This is a genomic window from Streptomyces sp. NPDC020597 (assembly GCF_044335095.1).
Taxonomy (GTDB): Bacteria; Actinomycetota; Actinomycetes; order Streptomycetales; family Streptomycetaceae; genus Streptomyces.
The window spans coordinates 168,704-188,358 of record NZ_JBIRUL010000006.1 but is presented as its reverse complement, the minus strand read 5'-3'; the positions used below and the strand labels follow the sequence as shown (position 1 = coordinate 188,358).

Annotated in this window: 18 protein-coding genes and 1 riboswitch; of the genes, 5 read left to right on the top strand and 13 right to left on the bottom strand. The window is 71.5% G+C overall.

Annotation, left to right across the window (positions count from 1 at the left end):
* Window positions 1–159: 159 nt before the first annotated feature.
* On the top strand, window positions 160–1,407 hold the full coding sequence (locus ACH4ZA_RS13325) for a glycosyltransferase 87 family protein (RefSeq protein ID WP_398429407.1): 1,248 nt from the start codon (window positions 160–162) through the stop codon (window positions 1,405–1,407).
* On the opposite strand, the gene ACH4ZA_RS13320 is transcribed toward ACH4ZA_RS13325, so the two are convergent.
* Window positions 1,368–2,732, bottom strand: a complete 1,365-nt coding sequence (locus ACH4ZA_RS13320) for an MATE family efflux transporter (protein ID WP_319278859.1) — start codon at window positions 2,730–2,732, stop codon at window positions 1,368–1,370. The two genes, ACH4ZA_RS13325 and ACH4ZA_RS13320, sit on opposite strands and share 40 nt — an antisense overlap.
* 120 nt (window positions 2,733–2,852) lie before the next feature.
* On the opposite strand from ACH4ZA_RS13320, the gene ACH4ZA_RS13315 reads away from it, so the two are divergent.
* Window positions 2,853–3,389, top strand: a complete 537-nt coding sequence (locus ACH4ZA_RS13315; RefSeq protein ID WP_398429405.1) for a PadR family transcriptional regulator — start codon at window positions 2,853–2,855, stop codon at window positions 3,387–3,389.
* A 130-nt stretch (window positions 3,390–3,519) separates the two neighbouring features.
* Here the strand turns inward: ACH4ZA_RS13315 and ACH4ZA_RS13310 are convergent, their stop codons facing one another.
* From ACH4ZA_RS13310 to ACH4ZA_RS13290, 5 genes are all read right to left on the bottom strand, one after another.
* Complete coding sequence (locus ACH4ZA_RS13310) at window positions 3,520–4,722, bottom strand: hypothetical protein (protein WP_319278861.1); 1,203 nt, start codon at window positions 4,720–4,722, stop codon at window positions 3,520–3,522.
* A 39-nt stretch (window positions 4,723–4,761) separates the two neighbouring features.
* The gene (locus ACH4ZA_RS13305) at window positions 4,762–5,784 is read right to left on the bottom strand and encodes an NlpC/P60 family protein (protein ID WP_319278863.1); all 1,023 of its coding nucleotides are present in this window, start codon (window positions 5,782–5,784) and stop codon (window positions 4,762–4,764) included.
* A 196-nt stretch (window positions 5,785–5,980) separates the two neighbouring features.
* Complete coding sequence (locus tag ACH4ZA_RS13300) at window positions 5,981–7,015, bottom strand: NlpC/P60 family protein (RefSeq protein WP_319278864.1); 1,035 nt, start codon at window positions 7,013–7,015, stop codon at window positions 5,981–5,983.
* A 215-nt stretch (window positions 7,016–7,230) separates the two neighbouring features.
* On the bottom strand, window positions 7,231–8,574 hold the full coding sequence (locus ACH4ZA_RS13295; protein ID WP_319278865.1) for an NYN domain-containing protein: 1,344 nt from the start codon (window positions 8,572–8,574) through the stop codon (window positions 7,231–7,233).
* A gap of 69 nt (window positions 8,575–8,643) precedes the next feature.
* A complete protein-coding gene (locus ACH4ZA_RS13290; protein WP_020129990.1) occupies window positions 8,644–8,883 on the bottom strand; it encodes a hypothetical protein in 240 nt (79 codons plus the stop codon).
* 182 nt (window positions 8,884–9,065) lie between these two features.
* Here ACH4ZA_RS13290 and ACH4ZA_RS13285 point away from each other — a divergent pair, with 182 nt between their 5' ends.
* A complete protein-coding gene (locus tag ACH4ZA_RS13285) occupies window positions 9,066–9,857 on the top strand; it encodes a rhomboid family intramembrane serine protease (protein ID WP_398429404.1) in 792 nt (263 codons plus the stop codon).
* A complete protein-coding gene (locus tag ACH4ZA_RS13280) occupies window positions 9,854–10,135 on the top strand; it encodes an Lrp/AsnC family transcriptional regulator (protein ID WP_057579946.1) in 282 nt (93 codons plus the stop codon). The genes ACH4ZA_RS13285 and ACH4ZA_RS13280 overlap by 4 nt, the downstream gene beginning before the upstream one ends.
* A gap of 417 nt (window positions 10,136–10,552) precedes the next feature.
* Here the strand turns inward: ACH4ZA_RS13280 and ACH4ZA_RS13275 are convergent, their stop codons facing one another.
* From ACH4ZA_RS13275 to ACH4ZA_RS13250, 6 genes are all read right to left on the bottom strand, one after another.
* Window positions 10,553–11,917, bottom strand: a complete 1,365-nt coding sequence (locus tag ACH4ZA_RS13275; protein ID WP_398429403.1) for an aminotransferase class V-fold PLP-dependent enzyme — start codon at window positions 11,915–11,917, stop codon at window positions 10,553–10,555.
* 180 nt (window positions 11,918–12,097) lie between these two features.
* Window positions 12,098–12,214: riboswitch (SAM riboswitch) on the bottom strand.
* Window positions 12,215–12,289: 75 nt separating this feature from the next.
* Window positions 12,290–13,354, bottom strand: a complete 1,065-nt coding sequence (gene trpD / locus ACH4ZA_RS13270) for an anthranilate phosphoribosyltransferase (protein ID WP_319278868.1) — start codon at window positions 13,352–13,354, stop codon at window positions 12,290–12,292.
* Window positions 13,355–13,500: 146 nt separating this feature from the next.
* Window positions 13,501–15,147, bottom strand: coding sequence for a cytochrome bc complex cytochrome b subunit (locus tag ACH4ZA_RS13265; protein WP_319278869.1), 1,647 nt, complete (start codon window positions 15,145–15,147; stop codon window positions 13,501–13,503).
* Window positions 15,144–16,202, bottom strand: a complete 1,059-nt coding sequence (locus ACH4ZA_RS13260) for a Rieske 2Fe-2S domain-containing protein (RefSeq protein ID WP_319278870.1) — start codon at window positions 16,200–16,202, stop codon at window positions 15,144–15,146. Before ACH4ZA_RS13260 ends, ACH4ZA_RS13265 begins: the two co-directional genes overlap by 4 nt.
* Window positions 16,199–17,011, bottom strand: a complete 813-nt coding sequence (locus tag ACH4ZA_RS13255; protein ID WP_319278871.1) for a c-type cytochrome — start codon at window positions 17,009–17,011, stop codon at window positions 16,199–16,201. The genes ACH4ZA_RS13260 and ACH4ZA_RS13255 overlap by 4 nt, the downstream gene beginning before the upstream one ends.
* Before the next feature lie 62 nt (window positions 17,012–17,073).
* Window positions 17,074–17,694, bottom strand: coding sequence for a heme-copper oxidase subunit III (locus ACH4ZA_RS13250; RefSeq protein WP_057579930.1), 621 nt, complete (start codon window positions 17,692–17,694; stop codon window positions 17,074–17,076).
* A gap of 178 nt (window positions 17,695–17,872) precedes the next feature.
* On the opposite strand from ACH4ZA_RS13250, the gene ACH4ZA_RS13245 reads away from it, so the two are divergent.
* Window positions 17,873–18,277 carry a hypothetical protein gene (locus ACH4ZA_RS13245; RefSeq protein WP_319278872.1) on the top strand — a complete coding sequence of 135 codons (405 nt, stop codon included), beginning with the start codon at window positions 17,873–17,875 and terminating at the stop codon, window positions 18,275–18,277.
* A gap of 51 nt (window positions 18,278–18,328) precedes the next feature.
* Here ACH4ZA_RS13245 and ACH4ZA_RS13240 read toward each other — a convergent pair whose 3' ends face one another.
* On the bottom strand, window positions 18,329–19,579 hold the full coding sequence (locus ACH4ZA_RS13240) for an Ig-like domain-containing protein (protein ID WP_319278873.1): 1,251 nt from the start codon (window positions 19,577–19,579) through the stop codon (window positions 18,329–18,331).
* Window positions 19,580–19,655: the final 76 nt, after the last annotated feature.

Sequence of the window (19,655 nt, the reverse complement as noted above, 5' to 3'; positions counted from 1 at the left end):
CGCAGCCGACCTTATCCAAACGCTGTTCACCGCCGCGTCCGGCCGCGCTTCACAGCCGGCGGGGGGATCATGGCGCTCACGGCGGCCCGAGCGGCCGGGCGAAGGAGCGACAAGCGCGCCGACCGGAACGGGCGGGCGGACAGGAACGGACGGCTCCGGGTGGAGATGACGGACACGGGACGGCCCCTGACGGGCCTGCTGACGACCTGGGGGACGACCCGGCTCGTCCTGCTGCTCTTCGTCTTCCACGTGCTCGGATTCCCGGGGCCGGACGTCACCAGCGACGTCTGGGCCACCTACCGGGACTGGTACGAGGGCTTGCGCGGCGGCGCGTTCCCGGCGGCCGACGTCACCTGGCAGTACCCGCCCGCCGCCGCGCTCGCGATCCTCTCCCCGGGCCTGCTGCCCTTCCTCGACTACGCGTCGGCGTTCTTCGTGCTGGCCTTCCTCGCCGACCTCGCCGTCCTCATGCTCCTGCTGCACACGGGCCTGCGCCCCGGCCGGTCGCTGCGCGGCGCCTGGCTGTGGACGGCGGGCGCCGCGCTGCTCGGCCCCACCCTGTACTCCCGCTACGACGTGATGGTGACGGCGGTCGCGGTCGGCGCGCTGGTGGCGGGTGTGCGGCGCCCCGCGGTGATGGGTGCGCTGACGGGCTTCGCGGCGCTGCTCAAGGTCTGGCCGGTGCTGCTGCTGGCGGGCGCCGTGCGCAGGCGGGCCTGGGGCGCGGCGGCGGTGACGGCCCTCGCGCTGTCCGCCCTGTTCGCGCTGGCCATGCCCGGCGCCTTCGGATTCCTCGCCTTCCAGCGCGACCGGGGCACCGAGGTGGAGTCCGTGGGCGCTCTCGTCTTCCATGTCGCCCGGCGGTTCGGCTGGCAGGGCGAGGTGCTGTTCCGCTACGGCTCCCTGGAGTTCGGCGGCCCGTACGTGGGCGTGGTGAACGACGCGGCACTGGGACTCACGGTGCTCGCGTCGGGCTGGCTGCTGCTGTGGCGGTGGCGGAGCCGGCTGACCGCGAGGCGCCTCGGACCGCGTCCGCTCGCCGAGGCGGCCTTCACGGCGGTACTGCTGTTCACCGTCACCAGCCGGGTGATCAGTCCGCAGTACCTGGTGTGGCTGATCGGCCTCGCGGCGGTCTGCCTGTGCTTCCGCGACAGCCGGATGACCCTTCCGGCCGGCCTGGTCCTGGCTGCCGCGGCGGTGACGGTGCTGGAGTTCCCGGTCCTGTTCGAGGACGTCGTCGCGAGCACCCTCCTCGGCGTCTGCCTGATGGTCCTGCGCAACGGGCTGCTGGTGGCCGCCGCCCTCACCGCAGCGGTACGTCTGTGGCGCTCGACGGCGCCGACGCCCGTGCCCGGCGGCCCCGGCGGTCAGACGGCCCGCGCCGGCGAGCGCAACGTCTCCTCCTGACCCGGCCGCCACGCCCGCCGCAGCACCGCGGCCACCGCCGCGCACTGCACCGCCATCCCGAGCGTCAGGGCCAGGCACACCCCGGGCAGCCCCCAATCCGAGAGCCCGTACGCCAGCGGCAGCTGGACGGCGGCGCCCAGCACGGTCACCCGCAGCAGCACGGGCGCACCGCCGCTCCCCTCGAAGACCCCGCCCAGAGCGATGAATCCGCCCATGAGCAGGAGGTAGGGCCCGATGCAGCGCAGGAAGACCACCCCCTGGTGGGCCACCGCGGGGCCGGAGCCGAAGGCGGCCATGACGACGGGCGCCGTCGCGCTCAGCGCCAGGGCGGCCGCGAGACCCGCGCAGCCCGAGACGAGCACCGCCTGCAACCCGATCGCCCGCCGCACCCGCGCGGTCGCGGCCGCTCCCGGGCGCAGGGCCGGCGTTCCGGCCGCGCCCAGCGTGTGCGCGGTGTGGATGGACGCCGCCTGGCGGACCGCGTAGAACGCCATGGTCGCCACGTACAGGACCTTGTAGGCGATCGCGTAGGCGGCAACCGCCGTCACTCCGAGCCTCGCCACGACCGCCACCAGGGCCAGCGTTCCGGCCTGCCGCACGGTGAAGTCCGCCGACATGGGCAGCCCGGTGGTCAGCGTCCGCCGCAGGGAGGCGGCGACGCCGAGGGCGGGCGGGGCGCCGGCGGCCTCCCTCGGCAGGGGGGCGCGGCGCAGGGCGAGCAGCCCGGTCACGAGGGCGACGGCCCGGCACGCCACCGTGGAGGCGGCGGCGCCCGGGACGCCGTACAGGTGGATGAACAGCGGGTCGCAGAGCAGGATGAGGCCGTTCGCCAGCAGGGCCAGTCGCATCGGGGTCCTGGTGTCGCCCGCGCCCTTGAGGATGCCGTCCACGAGCTGCTGGGCGAAGAAGACGGCGATGCCCGGCATCGAGACGGCGAAGTAGGAGACGGCGAGCGGGAGGGCCGGGCCGCCGTCCCCGCCGAGGACCAGCCGGGACAGCGGCTCGCGCAGCAGGAAGCCGCCGGCCGCGACCACGGGGGTGATCGCCGCGCACAGCGCCCAGCCGCCCCGGACCGCCGCGCGCACCGCCGCCGGGTCCCGCGCCCCTCGGGCATGCGCGACCAGCACCGTCGTCCCCGAGGCGAACACCAGCGCGACGCCGAGCAGCACGTTCTCGGCGTTGGTCGCGACCGCGACGGCGGCGACCGCCGGCCCGCCGAGGCGGGACACCCAGAACGTGTTGATGATCCCGGCGGCCACGGAGGACAGCAGGGACAGGTAGACGGGGTGGGCGAGCGAGACGAGTCGTCTGCGATGGCTGTCCATGACGGATCCCCCCTGGGACGGGCCGCCCCGGCGCGCGACCCTGATCGAGATGTCGGATACCTCTAATCGAGGTAGCTCGATAAGAGGTAACATGGGGACGCCGAGACCGCAAGGAGTGTCATGCTCGAGCTGTCGATCCTCGGGTTCCTCGCCGAGGAGCCCCTGCACGGGTACGAGTTGAAGGAGCGCATCAAGGCCCTGACCGGCCACGTCCGCCCGGTCAGCGACGGCGCCCTCTACCCGGCGATCAACCGGCTCGTCGCCGCCGGCACGCTCGACCAGCACACCGAGGACGGCGCGAGCGCGGCCCCCCGCCGGGTCCTGACCCTCACCGAGCAGGGCCGCGCAGACCTGCTGGAACGCCTGCGGCGGCCGAAACAGGCCGAGATCACCGACCAGGTCCGCTTCAACACCGTCCTGGCGTTCCTGCGGCACCTGCCCGACCGCCGGGAACAGGCCGCCGTCCTGCAGCGCCGCCTGGACTTCCTGCAGACGCCGACGAGCTTCTTCTACGACGACGGCGAGCCCGTCCGGGCGGAACAGGCGCACGACCTGTTCCGGCAGGGCATGCTGCGCGTCGCGCGGGCCACGGGCCGGGCGGAGCGGGACTGGCTGCACGAGGCGATCGCGGAACTGACCCGCCCGGACCCCGGGTGACCGCGCCGCTTCGCCGCGGACCGGGCCGAACCGGCCCCGCGGGCAGTCCCGCCGGCCCGCAGTCCCACTGATCCGCAGTCCCGGCGGCCAGCAGTCCCGCCGATCCGCAGTCCCGCCGGTCCGACGCGGGTCAGCCGAGCTGCGACTTCAGATAGCCCTGCCAGTCCGCCGTGAACTGCGCCAAGGTGACCCCGAGCACGTCGCGCAGGGCGCCCTCCACCGCGCCCGGCCGCTTCCCGTGCTCCCCCACCGCCCGGTAGAAGGCGTCCATTCTCACCTCGCCCCACCGGTCGGCGATCATGCGGCAGGCCAGCCAGCCGCCCTCGTAGGCCGTGGCCAGCCGCTCGGTGTCGCCGGAGAAGCCGAAGTCGCCGTCGGCGGGCAGCGCCGCCGGCGCCCTCCCCTCGGCGACGGCGCGCTGGAGTTCCGGCGCCGCCTCGGCGGGCGTGCGGCCGGTGTCGCGGTAGCCGACCCAGTCGGCGTACCCCTCGGACAGCCACAGCGGGGTGGCGGCGTTGGTGTGGGCGCGGGTCGCGACGTGCGTCGTCTCGTGCGTGAGGACCACCTGCCGGCCGACCCGGCCGAGCATGGCGTACGCGTCGGGATTGACGATGACCCGGTCCGCGGGGGCCTTGGCTCCGCCGCCCGTCTCGCCGGTCGTGACCGCGGCTATCCCCCGGTAGGAGGAGGGCGGTGAGCCGAGCAGCGCCGCCATGCCGTCCAGCGACTTCGGCACGAGGACGACGACACGCCCGGCCCAGTCGGTGCCCCACGCGGCCGAGACCGCCGGGACGGCGTCGTCGGCCAGTCCGGCGAAGGCCCGCAGCCGCTCGTCGGTCTGACCGACCCCCAGCACCAGGCTGTGGGCGCCCCGCACGACCCGTACCGCGCCCTGGTCCCAGAGCTGCTGGGCGGTCCTGGCGGCGGGCTTCTCCGAAACCACCGACCACCGCCCGGAGCCGTCGCGGGCCAGGCGCAGGGTGCGGCCCACGGTCACCGGCGCCCGGTCGTAGCCCGCCACCCGGTAGCTCAGCTCGGCGTCGGCGGTGGCGGCGTCCCCGGCCCGGTGCAGCGCCGCCACCCGGTACGACCAGGTCGCCAGCGGCACGGCCCGCAGCGCGGCGTACCCGGTCGCGGTCCCGGTGGCCGCGTAGGCGCGCGGGTCATGGCCGAGGACCGCCGCGGCCCGCCGGTCGAGGACCCGCTGGACGTCGGCCCGCGCACCGTCCGGTCCGGCGCGCCCGCCGCAGGCGACCAGCCCGACGAACAGCGGGGCCAGCAGCAGACAGAGCCCGCGCACCCCGGCGCCGCGCGCCCGCCTTCGACCAGCCATTCTCCCGATCGTACGGCGGCAGCGGCGCGCGGGACCCGGTCAGGGCCTGGTGACGGACGACACCGGCATCATCCCGACCGGGTCGTAGCGCACCGGCGCGCCCGGGTAGGGGGCGTGGATGACCTGCCCGTTGCCGACGTACATGCCGACATGACTGGCGTCGGAGCGGTAGGTGACGATGTCGCCGGGCTGCGCCTGGGAGAGCGGCACCCGGCGTCCGGCGTGCGCCTGGGCCTGCGAGGTGCGCGGCAGCGAGACGCCGGCCTGTGCGTACGACCACTGCATGAGACCCGAGCAGTCGAACCCGGAGGGGCCGTTGGCGCCCCAGATGTACGGCTTGCCGAGCGCCGAGCGCACCGCGGCCACGGCGGCGGCCGCCCGCCCCGACGCCGGGACGGCCCCGGTGAGGTCCGGCAGGCCGTCGCGGCCGGACCGGGAGGCCCGCTCGTAGGCGGCGCGCTCGTCGGACGGCAGCGAGTTGAGCAACTGCCGCGCCCTGGCGAGTTTCTGCTCCACGGTCTGCTTGTGCCGGGTGACCGCCTTGCGGCTCTTCTCCAGCTCGGCGAGCTTGCGGGCGGCCTCGGAGCGCTCCTGGGTGAGCTCGCGCAGCGCGCCCTGCAGGGTGCGCAGTTCGCCGGCCTGACGGGCGGTGATGCGGTCGAGGACGGACGCCTTGGCGAGGTATTCCTCGGGGTCGTCGGAGAACAGCAGCGCCAACGAGGGGTCGAGGCCGCCGGAGCGGTACTGGGCGCCGGCCAGCGAACCGAGCTCCTCGCGCATGCCGTTGACGCGCTCCTGCTGGCGGGCGATGTGGTCCTGTGCCAGGCCGACCTGCTTCCGCAGGGCGTCGGCGCGCTCACCGGCCTCGTTGAAGGCCTCGGTGGCCTTCTCGGCCTCCGTGTAGAGACGGTCCACCTCGGCACGGGTGTCGTCGTGCGGCGCGGCCGTGGCCGGTACGGCGGAGACGGCGCCGAGTGCGGCTGCCGCGACGGACAGCACGCTCAGGGCGCTGCAGGCGCCCCGGTCGAACCCGGACTGTGCAAGGCGACGATGGGACCCCACGGGAAGCCGCGCTCCTTCCACCGGCGGACAGAACGCGGCAGACAGTAGCCCCGCGACGGGGGGTCGGCCAAAGACCTCGGCGGGCACGCACAGTGACGCCCCGCCGCTGACGCAGGTCACCGGCGGGGCGCGGGGTCACTTCGGGTCGCCACGATTCGCCCGTTCGGGCGGCGTGGTGTCCTGATCTTGAGGACGATCAGATCCTGACGCCGAACTGGAAGGGCATGTTGTTGATCGACTCGTAGCGCACGACGGTGTTGGTGCGCGGGGCGTGCAGCACCTGGCCGTTGCCCGCGTAGAGGCCGACGTGGTGCAGGTCGCCGTAGAAGATGACCAGGTCGCCGACCTTGAGGTCGGACTTGCTGTAGATGCGCGTGCCGTCGTTGGCCTGGTCCTGCGAGATGCGCGAGATGTGGACGCCCGCCTGGGCGTAGGCCCAGGAGGTCAGGCCCGAGCAGTCGTAGGTGGCGGTGCCGGTGGCGCCGTACTGGTACGGCTTGCCGAGCTGGGTCTGGGCGGCCCGGAAGGCGGCCATGGCGAAGCCGGAGCCGGGCGGGGTGTCGCCGAGGTCGACCCGCTGGCCGGCGTCGCGGCTGGCGCGGGCGTCGGCGGCGGACAGGGCCGCCTTCTCCTTGGCGGTCAGCGTGTTGAGGAGCTTCTGCGCCTCGGCCAGCTTCCCCTGGACTTCCTTCTTCTTCTTGCCCAGTTCGGTGCGGGTGGTGGCGAGGTCCTTGAGCTTGGCGGACGCCTCGCTGCGCTCCTGGGCGAGTTCGCGCTGCTTCTCCTGGATCTTCTTCAGCGCCTCGACCTGCTGGGCGCTGAGCTGGTCGGCGGCGGACGCCTTGTCCAGGTAGTCGTCCGGGTTCGAGGACAGGAGCAGCTGCAGGGAGGGGTCGATGGAGCCGGTGCGGTACTGGGCCGCGGCCGCCAGGCCCATGGAGTCGCGCAGCTCGTTGAGGTCCGCCTGACCGCGGGCGACGTTGTCCTGGATGGTGGAGATCTCCTTCTGGAGCTTCTCCTGCTTCTCCTTGGCCCCGTTGTACGTCTCGGTGGCCTGCTCCGCCTCTTCGTAGAGCTTGTCGACCTTGCTCTTGACCTCGTCCTTGCCGAGCTTCTCGCTGGGGGCCGCGTTGGCGGCCTGTGAACTCAGCACGACGGCAGCGGCGGCTGCGGTGGTCAGCACGGTCACGCGCGCGCGACTCGGCTGCTTCGGTCGACGATGGGACGCCACGGAGACGGGCTCCTTCTTTTGAGTGATCACCCGTTTGGAGGTTCGATCACCAGACCTTAGTGACCTCTCCGTGATCAGTTCAAATCCCCCGGCAGAAAAAACCCATCACGCAACGCAGTTTTTTCACACAACTCACGTGCAGTGATTGACCGATTGACGCTACGTTGCGTGACGATTCCGCCAATTCGGTCATTGGGCCCGCATTTTCCACCTTCTCAGGACAGTCGCTTCAGAAGCACCGCGGAAGCCACCGGCCGGGCGCCCGCCTTCGCGATGCCGTCGGCGACCTCGCGGTCGGTCGAGGCGACGATGACCGGCCGGCCGGGCGGCTCTGCCCGCACCAGCTGCCGGATCAGCTCGTCGGCCGTGACGCCCGGCTTGGAGAACAGCACCCGCACCCCGCGCGGCGGGGCGAGCAGCACCGGAGCGACGAGTTCGGCGCCGTCGAAGACACAGGTGACCTCCGCGCCGGTCTGCGCGGCGAGTTGCGAGAGCTGGCCGAGGAGCCGCAGCCGCTGCTTCTCCAACGGCATCTGCGGATAGCCGGTCTTGGTGACGTTGTAGCCGTCGACCACGAGATGCGCCTGCGGCAGTGCGAGCAACTGGTCGAGAATGGCCGGATCGTGCTCCGACAAGGCCCGTGCGGCGATGTCCTTCGGGGTCATTCGTCCCGGTTCGACCGCGTCGACGGTCTCCGCCGGCCGCACCGACACCGGCGGCAGCGCCAGCTCGCGCCGCAGCCCCTGAGCGGCGTCGAGCACGGTGTCCAGCAGCAGCCGCACCCGCATGTCCTCGACGCTGCGGCCCTCGCGGGCCGCGCGCCGGGCGGCCTCCAGAGCGGCCTCGGCCTCACCCAGGCGCGCCTTCAGCCGACGTGACTCGCTCTCCGCGGCGGACACCTGGGTGTGCCCCTCGGCGCGCACGGTCTCCATCTCGCTCTGCACCTTGCGCAGGGCTGCCTCACCGCGCTTGACGTCACTGAGCGCCGACCGCAGCTTGCGGTGCAGCGACTCCGTCTCCTTCTTCGCCGCGTCCAGCTCGGCGCGCAGCCGCTCGGTGTCCGCCCGGGTCTGCTCACGCGCCCGCTCGAGCTCCTCGCGCAGCCGCTCCAGTTCGGCGCGGCTCTCCTCGTCGGCCCGCTCGGCGTCGGCCCGCTGGGCCTCCTCGCCGGCCGACGCCACCAGCTTCACCCAGCCGACGGGCCGCAGAACATAGGCCGCGGCCGCCACGTCGAGCGGGTCCGCGGCCGGGGTGGGGGCACCGGAGTCGAGGGCGCCGGACAGTTCCGGCTGGGCCTCTCTGAACTTCTCGGCGATGCGCTGCCTGAACAGCGAATCGGTCTCCAGCGCGGCCGCCATCGCGTTGCCCGCGAACTTGGCGCGCCGGTTGGGCGCGAAACGGGCGTACTGACGCAACTGGGCGGGCAGTTCACCGACGGTCAGTCCGCCGAAGCCGTCGGAGACGATCGTGACGACCCTGCGCCGCACGCCGTCCGGCAGCGGACGGTCGAGCATCTCGGCGGCGCCGTCGCCCGGCCCCCCGCCTGCGCTCTCCACCATCCGTCACACCCCAATACTGTGGGAGCCCGCCCCCACTCTCGACGTCGCTCGAGCGGGGGGACCCCGTCGTCAGGAACCGGCGCCCGGCCGATCCACGAGTTCCACCTGGTCCACGGCGTTGCACCAGCGACAACGCACCGACTCGATGGTCTCACTGACCACCTCGCGCTCCTCGACCTTCGGCTCGCCCGCGAGGTCCAGGTGCACGTACTCGACGACCTTCGACGAGCGCGTCACGTCGAACCGCGTGAGGTTGCCGCAGAGAGTGCAGCGCCACCGCGTGGCGGCGGTCGGCAGGGGAACCGTCATCGTGACTTTCCACTTCCTTCTGGTGTCGTGCTCGCTGTGCCGGGTCGGGCCGGAGGCTCCCCCGTGCGTGTGGCTCGTAACCCTACGGCCTGGCGGGTACCCTCCGCCCGTCCGTCCACGGGGGCCGACCGGCGGCGAGGCGCTCCGGGCACGTGCGTCCCGTTACGTCATGCTCTGTACCCATGATCAGCAACTGGAACGGGAACAGGGCGGTCGGCAGGGCGCTCAGGAACCCCTCGGCGCCGGTGACCTACGGACTGATCGCCCTGTGCTGTCTGATCTTCCTGATCAGCCCCGCCTCGGGCCTCGATCCGGCGTACGGGGCCGGCGACGAGCTCGCGGCCGCCCAGCGGGCCTACTTCCGGCGCTGGGGCGTGGTGCCCGCCGAGCTCTTCACGGGCGCGCCCCGGGCCGTCCTCACCCCCGCGACCGCCCTCTTCGTCCACGGCAGCTGGGTGCACCTGCTGGGCAACATGCTCTTCCTCTACGTCTTCGGGGCGATGACGGAGGACCGGATGGGCCGCGCCGAGTTCGCGCTCTTCACCGTCGGCTGCGGCTATCTGGCCCTGCTGGGCTACGCCGCCGCCAACGCCGGGTCGTCGCAGTCCCTGGTCGGCGCCTCCGGAGCGGTCTCCGCGGTGCTCGGCGCGTTTCTGTACCTTTTCCCCCGGGCGCGGGTCACCAGCCTCCTTCCGTTCCTGTTCTTCCTCCCGCTGCGCTTCCCGGCCTGGGTGCTGCTGCCCTTCTGGGCGGCCCTGCAGTGGGCGGCGGCGGGACAGGCGCCCAGGGGTCCGGGGGTGGCGTATCTGGCGCACCTGGTGGGTTTCGGCCTCGGGCTCCTCTACGCGTGGGCCCGTTTCGGGATCGGGAAAGGCCCCACGGACCGCCCGGGCAGGGCGGCGGCGGGCGACGGGCGGGCGGCTAGAGTGAAGGCCGCCCCAGCTCCGGCCTCCGAGGGAGAGAACCAGCCGTGATCACCGCGATCGTCCTCATCAAGACCAGCGTGGACCGGATCCCCGAGATCGCCGAGCGGATCGCCTCGCTGGAGTCCGTGAGCGAGGTCTTCTCCGTCACGGGGACCTACGACCTCATCGCGATGGTCCGGGTGAAGCAGCACGAGGACCTCGCCGAGGTCATCCCGGGCAGCATCAGCAAGATCCCCGGAGTCGAGGGGACGGACACCCACGTCGCGTTCCGCACGTACTCGCAGCACGACCTCGAAGCGGCGTTCGCCATCGGCTTGGACTCGTAGCGGGGGGCTCCGCCGGTTGGGCGGGTGGTCGCGCAGTTCCCCGCGCCCCTGAAGGAGACGAACCCGGCCGGGGAGCCGAACGAGCCGTCCCCCGCGGCGCCCCGCGAGGGGCCCTGGGGGACGCGGGCGGGTGATCGTTCGATGTGGCTGGGCGCGCCGTTCCCCGCGCCCCTGAAGGAGACGAACCCGGCCGGGGAGCCGAACGAGCCGTCTCCCGCGGCGCCCCGCGAGGGGCCCTGGGGGACGCGGGCGGGTGATCGTTCGATGTGGCTGGTCGCGCAGTTCCCCGCGCCCCTGAAGGAGACGGCCCCGGCCGGGGAGCCGAACGAGCCGTCCCCCGCGGCGCCCCGCGAGGGGAAGCCTGCGGGGCGTGGGCGCGTGACGGTTCCATGTGGCTGGGCGGGTGGTGGGCAGGGGTCAGTTCAGTGCGGGGACGCAGCGGCCGTTCTCCGTGCGGTACCGCCACTTCGCTCCCTCGGTCACCAGCTCGCGGACCGCGGTCACGAAGCGTTCGACGTGCTCGTCGGGGGTGCCCGCGCCGAAGCTCACCCGGATGGCGTTGAGGGACCTCTCGCCCGGAGCCGCGTCGGGGGCGCCGCACTCGCCCTGCGCCTCGGGGGCGCCGCCCAGGAGGGTGCGGACCAGGGGGTGGGCGCAGAAGAGGCCGTCGCGGACGCCGATGCCGTACTCGGCGGACAGGGCCGCGGCGAGGTGGGAGCTGTTCCAGCCCTCGACGACGAAGGAGATCACGCCGACGCGCGGCGCGTCGTCGCCGAAGAGGGACAGGATCCGCACCTCCGGGACCTCCGCGAGGCCGGTGCGCACCTTCTCGATCAGGTGCCGCTCGCGTGCCACCAGGGTGTCGAAGCCGGCCTCGGTGAGGGCCCTGCAGGCCGACGCGATGGAGTAGGCGCCGATCACGTTCGGGGAGCCGGCCTCGTGGCGGGCCGCGCTCTCGTGCCACTCCACGTCCACTCCCCCGTCCTCGCGCCGGGTGACCTTGCGGCTGGCGCCGCCGCCCGCGAGATAGGGGTCCGCCGCGGCCAGCCAGTCCGCGCGGCCGGCCAGCACGCCGGAGCCGAAGGGGGCGTACAGCTTGTGGCCGGAGAAGGCGATCCAGTCGACGTCGAGGTCCTGCACCGACACCGGGTGGTGCGGGGCCAGCTGGGCGGCGTCGAGGACGATCCGGGCGCCGTGGGCGTGCGCAGCCGCCGCCAGCTCGCGCACCGGCCACAGCTCACCGGTGACGTTCGAGGCGCCGGTGACGCAGACCAACGCCGGGCTGTGCGGGTCCCGGGCGGCCAGGGCGCGCTCCAGGGTCTCCACTGCCTGGCCCGGGGTGCGCGGGGCGTCGAGGTAGCCGACCCGGGCGTCCTGCCAGGGCAGCAGCGCGGCGTGGTGCTCGGTCTCGAAGACGAAGACCTGGCAGTCGGCGGGCAGGGCGCGTGCCAGCAGGTTGAGCGAGTCCGTCGTCGAGCGGGTGAAGACCAGCTGGTCGTCGGGGCGGCAGTCGAGGAACTCGGCGACGGTCCTGCGGGCGTTCTCGAAGAGGTCCGTGGAGAGCTGGGAGAGGTACCCCGCGCCGCGGTGCACGCTGCCGTAGTACGGCGCGTAGGCGGCGACGTCGTCCCAGACGCGCTGGAGGGCGGGGGCGCTGGCGGCGTAGTCGAGGGCCGCGTAGGCGACCTCGCCGCCGGTGACGAGCGGAACGGTGACATCCCGGCCCAGAACATCCAGGGGGGCACAAACAGGGCGGAGGGCGGCAGCGGTGGAGACGGACATGGCGAACTCCCGTGAGAGGAAAGGGGGAACCGCCGTGCGAGCGGACATGGCTCGAGCACGGAGGAAGATGAAAGGGGGGTGCGGAGGCGGGGCTCTACGCCCTAGCGCATTCGCTTGCTCACAGGAGACTCCCTCGGACGACCCAGGACCCCTGGCGTTCTCACTCGAAAGAGTGCGAGGGATCCGCGCTTGCCGTGGACCTCGTTGCCCACGGCCTGGTCTTCACCCGGGGCACCCCGCCACGGACGGAGGGTTGCCGGACAGTCGGCCGGGGCCTCATGACTGTCACTCATGACCTGGTACAGGAACCTACGCGAGCCGATCACGGTCCCGCAACCCGTGTCCGGATGGCGGGACCGCGTCTCACCGGCGTCAGGCGTTGCTGGCGGCCACCCAACGCTCCAGCGCCCGCTTGGCCGCGCCGGAGTCCAGCGACTCCGCGGCCCGCGCCATGCCGGCCCGGATCTCCTCGGCCAGCGTCCCGCCGCCCGGCTCGAGCGCCACGAGCGCCGCCGCCGAGTTCAGCACCACGGCGTCGCGCACCGGACCGCGCTCGCCCTCCAGCAGACGGCGGGCGACCTCGGCGTTGTACGAGGGGTCCCCGCCCCGCAGGGCCTCCACCGGCACCAGGTCCAGGCCGACGTCGCGCGGGTCGAAGGACTCCTCGGTGACCTTGCCGTCGCGCACCACCCAGACCCGGGAGGTGGCCGTCGTGGTCAGCTCGTCGAGGCCGTCGTCACCCCGGAAGACCAGGGACGAGTTGCCGCGCTCGGCGAAGACGCCCGCGACGACCGGCGCCATGAGCGGATCGGCGACGCCGACGGCCTGTGCCCGCACCCTGGCGGGGTTGGTCAGCGGGCCGAGGATGTTGAACACCGTGCGGATGCCCAACTGGCCGCGCGCAGCGCCGACATGACGCAGCGCCGGATGGAACTTGATCGCGAAGCAGAAGGTGATCCCGGCCTCCTGCGCCACCTCGGCCACCCGGCGCGGGGTCAGTTCGAGGTTGACGCCGAGCTTCTCCAGCACGTCCGACGCGCCGGACGCGGAGGACGCGGCCCGGTTGCCGTGCTTGACGACGGTGGCGCCCGCCCCGGCCACGACGATCGCCGACATCGTGGAGATGTTGACCGTCTTCGCGCCGTCGCCGCCCGTGCCGACGATGTCCACGGTCGGCCCCGGCACCTCGATCAGGTTGGCGTGCTCGTACATCGCCCGGACCAGCCCGTTGATCTCCTCGACGGTCTCGCCCTTGGCCCGCAGCGCCACCACGAATCCGGCGATCTGCGCGTCGGTGGCCTCGCCGCGCATGATCCGGTCCAGCGCCCAGAACGTGGCGTCCGCACCCTGGTCGCGGCCGTAGAGCAGGCCGTTCAGCACCTCGGGCCAGGAACGGCCCGCCGCGGTGTCGCCTCCAGCGGGGGTCACAGCGCTCATCAGCCGCTCCTGGGTGTCGTACGGATCTTCCGTGGGTGCCGTGGAAGACGTGTGTGCCCACCCTATCCAGCCGACGGGCACGGCAAAGGGCCCCGTCCGACAACCGGACGGGGCCCTTACACCGTGGCGTGGCGACGCCTCGACGATCAGTGGTGGCCGTGGCCGCTCGTGATCTCCTTGTACTCCTCGACGGTGGGCTTCGGGATCTGCTGGTCCTCGCCGAAGTACGCTCCGCTGATCTTGGCGCGGAGCTTCTCCTTGCCCGTCACCTTGCGCTCGACGCCGTTGTCGTCGACCGTGGCGCCGATCGCGGCCGGCTCGTACTGCTCGTGCGCCGTGAGCGTGTGCAGCTGCTCCTGGCTGAGCGGCTCGTGGATCTCGATGAACTCACCGTGCGGCAGGCGCTTGATGGTGCCGGTCTCCCGGCCGTGCAGCACCTTGTCCTTGTCGCGGCGCTGCAGACCGAGACAGATCCGCTTGGTGAGGATGTACGCGAGGACCGGTCCGACGAAGAAGAAGATCCGGACGAACCAGGTGATCGAGTTGATCGACAGGTGGAAGTGGGTGGCCCACAGGTCGTTGCCACCGCCGACCAGCGTGATCATGTACATCGTGACCCAGGCGACGCCGAGCGCCGTACGGGTCGGGGCGTTGCGCGGGCGGTCCAGGATGTGGTGCTCGCGCTTGTCGCCGGTGATCCAGGACTCGATGAACGGGTAGAGCGCCAGCGCCGCGAGGACCACGCCGAACAGGACCAGCGGGATGAAGACGCCCAGGACGAGCGTGTGACCCCAGAGGTTGATCTCCCAGCCCGGCATGAAGCGGATCAGGCCCTCGGCGAAGCCCATGTACCAGTCGGGCTGGGCGCCGGTCGACACCTGGTCCGGACGGTAGGGGCCCATCGCCCAGATCGGGTTGATCTGCGCGATCGCCGCGATGACCGCGATGACGCCGAAGACCAGGAAGAAGAAGCCTCCGGCCTTCGCCATGTACACGGGCAGCAGCGGCATGCCGACGACGTTCTTGTTGCTCTTTCCGGGGCCCGCGAACTGCGTGTGCTTGTGGTAGAAGACCAGGATCAGGTGGCCCACCATCAGGCCCAGCATGATGCCGGGCAGCAGCAGGATGTGGATCGAGTAGAACCGCGCCACGAAGTCGTGGCCGGGGAACTCGCCGCCGAAGAGGAAGAACGAGATGTACGTGCCGACGACCGGCATCGACAGGATCGCGCCCTGCGTGAAGCGGACACCGGTGCCGGAGAGCAGGTCGTCCGGGAGCGAGTAACCGGTGAAACCGGTGAACATGCCGAGGACGAACAGCAGGAAGCCGAACAGCCAGTTGACCTCACGCGGCTTGCGGAACGCACCCGTGAAGAACACGCGCATCATGTGCACGAACATGCCGGCGAGGAAGATCAGCGCCGCCCAGTGGTGGATCTGCCGGATGAGCAGACCGCCGCGCACGTCGAAGGAGATGTGCAGGGTCGAGTTGAACGCCTCGGACATCAGCTGTCCCTGGAGCGGGACGTAACTGCCGTGGTACTCCACCTCGTTCATCGACGGGTGGAAGAACAGCGTCAGGTACACACCCGTCAGGATGATGATGATGAAGCTGTACATGCACACTTCGCCCAGCATGAACGACCAGTGGTCGGGGAAGATCTTGCGCATGTTGGCCTTGGCGAGGGAGTAGATCCCGAGCCGGCCGTCGGCCCAGTCGGCGATCCGCTCGCCGGCCGGAGCCTTCCCGCGTGCGCGGGACTCGTTGCTCTCGTGGTTCTCTGTGGTGCTCATCCGCGCTCCCAGAAAGCAGGACCGACGGGCTCCTCGAAGTCGCCGCGCGCCTCGAGGTAGCCCTCGTCGTTCACGCCGATGCGCAGCTGCGGCAGGGCGTGACCGGCGGGACCGAAGATCACTCGGGCGCCGTCGGAGAGGTCGAAGGTGGACTGGTGGCAGGGGCACAGCACGTGGTGCGTCTGCTGCTCGTACAGGGAGATCGGGCAACCGACGTGGGTGCAGATCTTCGAGTACGCCACGATGCCGTCGTGCGACCACTCGAGCTCGCGCTTGTCCTTGATGTTCTCCGGCTGGAGCCGGACGATCATCAGGGCCGCCTTGGCGATCTCGTTCTGGAAGTCCTCGTCGTGCTCCTCCAGGCCCTCGGGCTTGGCGAAGGTGAGAGAACCGACGGCCACGTCCGAGGGACGCAGCGGCTCGTTCGTGTTCATGTTGACGAGCAGCTTGCCCTTGGCCCACAGCGTGTGCCGCAGCTTGTCCTCGGGCAGCGGGCCGAGGTCGCGCAGCAGCACGACTCCGGAGAGCGGCACCAGGGCGACCGCGCCGAACAGCGTGTTGCGGATCAGCTTGCGGCGGCCGAACGCGGACTCCTTGGCGCCCTGCCGGAAGTCCGCGTGGACCTTGGCGCGGACCTCGGGGCTCGCGGCGATCGGGTGGCGCTCGTCGGCGACCTCCACGTCCGACATCAGGGTGCGGGCCCAGTGGACCGCGCCGGCGCCGATGGTGAACAGCGCCGTGCCCAGCGTCAGACCCAGCGCGAAGTTCAGCGCGCTGAGGTGGCCGATCGGGAACACGAAGATCGACTTGTCGGCGGGGATCGCCACGTACGAGGCGATGAAGCCGACCGTGGCGAGCATCGACAGCGTGAACAGGAAGGCGACCGCACGCTCGGACCGCTTGGCGGCCCGCTCGTCGATGTCCTGGACGCGGTGCTCGTGGGGCGGCAGACCGGGGTCGGCGAACGGGTTCCGCTCGTCCGCGACGTCCACCGCGCCGTGCGCGTGGCCCTGCTCTACGGGCAGGTTCTCTTCTGGAATGTCTTGGCTACTCATGACTTCTTGGCCTTTGCGGTCCGAGCGGCGACCCAGACGGCGACCGCGATCAGGGCGCCGAGTCCGAAGATCCAGGCGAACAGACCCTCGCTGACCGGCCCGAGGCCGCCCAGCTCCAGACCACCGGGGTTGTCGGTGTCGCTGCTGTTGACCGCGTGCAGGTACGCGATGATGTCCTTCTTGTTCTGCTCCGACAGGGTGGTGTCGGGGAAGGAGGGCATGTTCTGCGGGCCGGTCTGCATCGCCTCGTAGACGTGCTTCGGGTCCACGTCCTCGAGGGTCGGAGCGAACTTGCCCTTCGTCAGGGCGCCGCCCTTGCCGGTGAAGTTGTGGCACTGCGCGCAGTTGGTGCGGAACAGGTCGCCGCCCTTGGCGATGTCCGCGCCCTCCGGGCCGTACTCGGCCTCGGTCGGGACCGACGGGCCGGAGCCCAGCGAGGCGATGTACGCGGCGAGCTGGTCGATCTCGGCCTGCGAGTAGATGTTCTTCTTCTTCACCACCTGCGGGCCCTGGGAGGTCGCCGCCGGCATGCGGCCGGTGCCGACCTGGAAGTCGACGGCCGCGGCGCCCACGCCGACCAGGCTCGGACCGTCGGAGCTGCCCTGACCGCCGGTGCCGTGGCAGCTGGCGCAGCCGACGGCATAGAGCTTCTTGCCCTCGTCGATGGCGAGGGACTGGGCGGTGTCGTCTGCCTGCGCCTTGCTCGCGGGCGCGAGCGCGGAGAACAGCCACCCTGTGCACGCCAGCGAGAGGACTAGGACGACGAGCGCCGCCAGCGGATGGCGTCGTCGTGCGGAGAGCTTTTTCACGGATTACCCCGGTGTCAGGATCTTCTGCGTCGATGCTTGTGGAGGTGCGGGAGCGGGCCCGGCTACTTGATCAGGTAGATCGTGGCGAAGAGGCCGATCCAGACGACATCGACGAAGTGCCAGTAGTAGGACACGACGATGGCCGCGGTCGCCTGCTCGTGGGTGAACCTCTTGGCCGCGTAGGTGCGCCCGAGGACGAACAGGAAGGCGATGAGGCCGCCCGTCACGTGCATGCCGTGGAAGCCGGTGGTCAGGTAGAACACCGAGCCGTACGGGTCGGAGGAGAGCGAGAGCCCGTCCTTCTTGACCAACTCCGTGTACTCGTAGATCTGACCGCCGATGAAGATCGCACCCATGATGAAGGTGACGATGAACCACATTCTGAGCTTCTTCACGTCACCGCGCTCGGCGGCGAAGACGCCGAGCTGGCAGGTGAGGGAGGAGAGCACCAGGATGGTGGTGTTGGTGGCCGAGAACGGGAGGTTCAGGGCCTCGGCCATCTCCTTCCAGTGATCGGGACCCGTCACCGATCGCAGGGTGAAGTACATCGCGAAGAGGGCCGCGAAGAACATCAGCTCGGAGCTCAGCCAGATGATGGTTCCGACGCTGGTGAGGTTCGGCCGATTGACCGACGGGTGCGCGTGCCCGGTTTCTACTGTCGTTGCTGTCGCCACGACCGACATTATGTCGGTCCCTTATCCCGCCCTCACTCCGGGGGGTGCCGTTCGGAGTGATCGCCCCGTGTGTACTGCCCGGATGGCCCATCGAAGTGGTGTTCCAGGCGGTGTGGACGAGGTGGGTGAGGGAGTAGCATCCGCGGCATCGGTTCTGTCCGTACGACGCTGATGTCACGGAGGAAGCATGCAGGCGACCGCCACGGTGCTGGTCTACAGCGACGACGCCAACACGCGGGAGCAGGTGCGGCTCGCGACCGGCCGCAGGCCCGCGCCGGACGCCCCCCTGGTGGAGTTCGTGGAGTGCGCGACGGCGCCTGCGGTGCTGCGGGAGCTCGAGAAGGGCGGCATCGACGTCGTCGTCCTCGACGGGGAGACCGCTCCCATGGGCGGCATGGGTCTGTGCCGTCAGCTCAAGGACGAGATCTTCCGGTGTCCGCCGGTGCTGCTGCTCATCGGGCGGCCCCAGGACGCGTGGCTCGCGACCTGGAGCCGCGCTGACGCGGCTGTGACGCTGCCCGTGGAGCCCGTGGAGTTCGCGGGGTCGCTGGCTGCCCTGCTGCGCACGAAGGCCCTCCAGCAGAGCGCGTAGCGGCTCGGGGGGCGGGGCGCGGTTCGCCGTCGGCCCCGCGCCCCGGGCGGGTCACACCGCCGCCGGGCTCAGCCGCGCCGTCTCCGCCTGTGTCTTCTGCTTGGCGCCCGTCAGCGCGCTGCCCTTGGTCCAGCGGGCCCAGTCCAGGTTCCAGTCGCCGAACCCGTTGCCGAACGTCTCCATGGTGTCGCCGTTGCTGTTGACGACCTGGACGACGTCGCCCTGACGGATGTTGTCGAAGAACCACTGGGCGTTGGCCGTGCTCATGCCGGTGCAGCCGTGGCTGACGTTCGCGTAGCCCTGGGAGCCCACGGACCAGGGGGCGGCGTGGACGTACTCGCCGCTCCAGGTGACGCGGGTGGCGTAGTAGACGGGCAGGTCGTACGAGTCCGCGGAGCCCTCGGCGATGCCGACGGTGGTCCCGCGCATACGTACGTAGTACTCCTTGCCCAGGACGACCTTGACGCCGTTGCGGGTGTCGAAGCCGGGCTTGCCGGTGGTGACGGGGATCTGCTTGATCTCCTGGCCGTTCCTGGACACCGTCATGGAGTGCGTCGACGCGTCCGTCACGGCGACGACCCGGTCGCCGGTGGTCAGTTTGAGCTCCTTCACCGGGCCGCCCCACAGCCGGTCGCTGATCTTGATGCCGTCCAGGTTGCTGTGGGCGCGGACGGTGGCGTGGGCGGGCCAGTACTCCTTGGGGCGGTAGTGCAGCTCCTTGTCGTCCACCCAGTGCCAGCCGCCCTGTGCGAAGGGCGTCGAGTCGACCTTCAGGCCCCGTTCGACGACGGCCCGCTGGGCGGGGTCCTTGACCGGCTGGTCGAGTTTGGCGACGACGGGCTGGCCGACGCCGTACTCGCCCGCCTCGGGGCCGAACTCCACTGCCAGCCGCTTCTTGACGGTGGGCTTGCCGGTGTCGAAGGTGAGGACCCGGCGGCCGGGCGCCCCGTCGTCGTCCTCGGTGCTCACCCTGACCGTGTAGTGGGCTCCTGCGGCCAGCGGCTCGGTGCTGTGCCAGCGGCTGCCGTCGGCGGAGAGTCGGCCCGCGACGTAGCGGCCTGTGGAGTCGACGGCGGTGACGTCCGTGATGCGGTCGTCGTCGGCGGTGACCTCGAGGGGCTTGTCCGGGTCGGCCTTCCTGCCGTCGCCGTCGGGCGCGTTGAAGGAGATCTGGTCCGTCGCGTCGTAGGGGCGCGCGGAGAGCGGGTTGCCGTCGGAGCCGCAGCCGGTGGCGACCGCGCCCAGGGCGATCACCAGCAGGGTGCAGCCGACGACGGTGCGGGGGCGGGGTTGGTGGCTCATGGCTTCACGCTAGGGAGCCGCCCCCGCGGCGGCGCGCTGAGTGACACGGACGGAGCACGCCGGCTGCGGCAAAAGC